The organism is Salmonella sp. 741265055_HSA (genome assembly GCF_046569525.1).
Classification (GTDB): domain Bacteria; phylum Pseudomonadota; class Gammaproteobacteria; order Enterobacterales; family Enterobacteriaceae; genus Salmonella; species Salmonella enterica.
On record NZ_JBKFSQ010000082.1, the window covers coordinates 1 to 2,288 of the forward strand.

At 45.6% G+C, this 2,288-nt stretch carries 2 protein-coding genes and 1 pseudogene; 1 reads left to right on the top strand and 2 read right to left on the bottom strand.

Going from position 1 to position 2,288, the window contains the following annotated elements; translation table 11 throughout:
• Positions 1-224: 224 nt before the first annotated feature.
• Positions 225-371 (bottom strand): annotated as a pseudogene (locus ACLD4K_RS21920) (integrase); the annotation flags it as partial.
• 275 nt (positions 372-646) lie between these two features.
• On the opposite strand from ACLD4K_RS21920, the gene ACLD4K_RS21925 reads away from it, so the two are divergent.
• Positions 647-898, top strand: a complete 252-nt coding sequence (locus ACLD4K_RS21925; protein ID WP_411012507.1) for a hypothetical protein — start codon at positions 647-649, stop codon at positions 896-898.
• 68 nt (positions 899-966) lie between these two features.
• Here ACLD4K_RS21925 and ACLD4K_RS21930 read toward each other — a convergent pair whose 3' ends face one another.
• Complete coding sequence (locus ACLD4K_RS21930; RefSeq protein WP_411012508.1) at positions 967-2,241, bottom strand: tyrosine-type recombinase/integrase; 1,275 nt, start codon at positions 2,239-2,241, stop codon at positions 967-969.
• Positions 2,242-2,288 lie beyond the last annotated feature (47 nt).

Here is a 2,288-nt window from a genome sequence, read left to right on the forward strand (position 1 = left end):
TAACGAACACCATGATTTTCAAGGTCTCGTGCTAGCTTTCTGACAAATGGTTTGTCATTGTGATTATGGCTTAAAAAAACACTAATACTCATAGATTCCTCAACAAGTAGTTATGTAATGATTTCCTATGACAAAGGATATCACCAAGGCATATCCTTGTGTCTTGAATTAATGAATCTTTTCTAAGTAAACTTAACGGCCTGATCATCCCATAGCGGTTTACATCAATCGTTGTTGGTCATGTATTGATAAAACAAATACTCCGTCCAGTCATCCATTGACGTCCCCCGTTTAGGCCACAGCGCCCCACGTTGATACGCTGCCTCGGCCTTATCTGCCAACTGGTGAGCTAATGTATGTTCAATAATCTTCCCCGCGTAATGTGAACACGGCCTTCAATCCTGATTTTCAGAAGACAACAATTTCAGGATGACAATGCGCTTCTGGCGTATCTTGCTCCTGTCTGACAAAATATTTTTATAAATAAAATCAATTAACTACACGCGCACTGTGATTTTATACAGCAATAACGTTGTTTTTAGTAAAGTTAAGGCTTATAAAGAACATGGTTATCACTGCATGTAGTGATTTTTCTTGATGAAAACACTACATAAGTGATGTTTATGATTTTTTGAGGATTCGTTTCATGAGTAAAAACATAAAACAGACGTCTGAAAATGTGGCTTCTACTGCTGCAAAAACGCTGACTGATCCTAATGCCTCAGCCATCCAGAAAAGCCTTGCTGGTTCTGCGCTTTCTCAACGTGGGACGTCAAACCAGACCAGTGGCAAGATGGAACATAAGGCTTCCTCAGCTCTTGATAACCCACGCTCCAGCGAGTTAACGAAGCAACTTGCAGCCTCTGTTTTGGCACAATCGAACAAAGGGCGTAAGTGATAGGTAGCAGGGAGAATAAAACCTCCCTGTATGTTTTTTATGGCGATTGTTTACTTGCGGGAAGGTGATTATTGTTTCTGAGCAAACTCAAACGGCCTGACCATCCCATCCCGATTCGCATCAAGAAAATCAGCCCACCACTGAAGCATCAGGCGGCGCTGGTCAAGATGTTTGGCCTTATGGGTATAGGCAGCACGAACGCTGTTGCTTTCCTTGTGGCTCATCTGAAGCTCTACAGCATCTTCTGACCATAAACCAGACTCAATTAAGGCACTACACGCCACAGTGCGAAAGCCATGACCGCAGATGTCCTGTGTGGTGTCATAGCCCATCTTACGCAGCGCCTTGTTGATGGTGTTTTCACTCATGGGTTTGAATGAGTCATAACAGCCCGTAAAAATTAACGCCGTGTCATTACCTTCTTCATAGGTAAGCTGGCGGATCTCTTCCAGTATTGTAATAGCCTGCTGGCAGAGGGGAACGAAGTGCTGACGTTTCATTTTTGCGCCACGAGTGGAATGTTTGACATTCTCAATCGCTTCCCGCTGTTCGGGAATGACCCATAACTTACTTTTGAAGTCTATTTCTGACCACCGAGCGAAACGAAGTTCACTGGAACGAATGAAGATCAGCAGATTGAGTTTAATCGCCAGTGTAGTCAGTCCACGCCCTTTGTAGGCATCAATACGTTCGAGCAGTAGCGGGATCTCTTCCAGCTCCAGTGCAGGGCGGTGTTCAGTCTCTGGCTTCTGAACAGCGCCTTCCATATCATAGGCGGGATTATGACGCATAAGCTTTTGCTGGACAGCATGACGGAGGATCGCGGTGATGTATTGCTTAATCCGCATGGCAATTTCAAGGTAGCCAAGTGTTTCCGCTTTTTTGACCGGCACAAGCAGATCACCCGTATCCAGATCTGAAACGTTGCTGTCGCCTATATCCGGGAAGACATAGGTTTCAAGGCGCTTCCAGACAGTATCGGCGTAATCTTCTGACCATTTTGTTTTGGTGGCAAACCAGCTTTTGGCGACGATACGGAACGAACGGGTTTTATCCCGCTTCTCCTGAAGGACTTTTTCATCAGCCTGTTTTTTAGCGTTCGGATCGATTCCCTGAACCAACAGCCTTTTAGCCTCATCACGGCGTTGTCTGGCGTCGGCAAGCGATACAGCAGGGTAAACCCCAATGGAAAACACCTTCTGTTTGCCATCGAAGCGATAGCCTAACTGCCAGTATTTCGAACCGTTGGGATGCACCAGCAGGTAGAGGCCAAACCCGTCAGTGAGTTTGGCGGCCTTTTCCGATGGTCTGGCATTTTTTACTTTGGTATCAGTAAGTGACATGACGGTTCCCTCCGCGTGCTGGTAAAACGCAAATCGAACCAGCTTTA

Excerpts from the sequence above, each read along its gene's own strand:
- ACLD4K_RS21925 (WP_411012507.1), top strand. The coding sequence starts at position 647 with ATGAGTAAAAACATAAAACAGACGTCTGAAAATGTGGCTTCTACTGCT.
- ACLD4K_RS21930 (WP_411012508.1), bottom strand. The coding sequence starts at position 2,241 with ATGTCACTTACTGATACCAAAGTAAAAAATGCCAGACCATCGGAAAAG.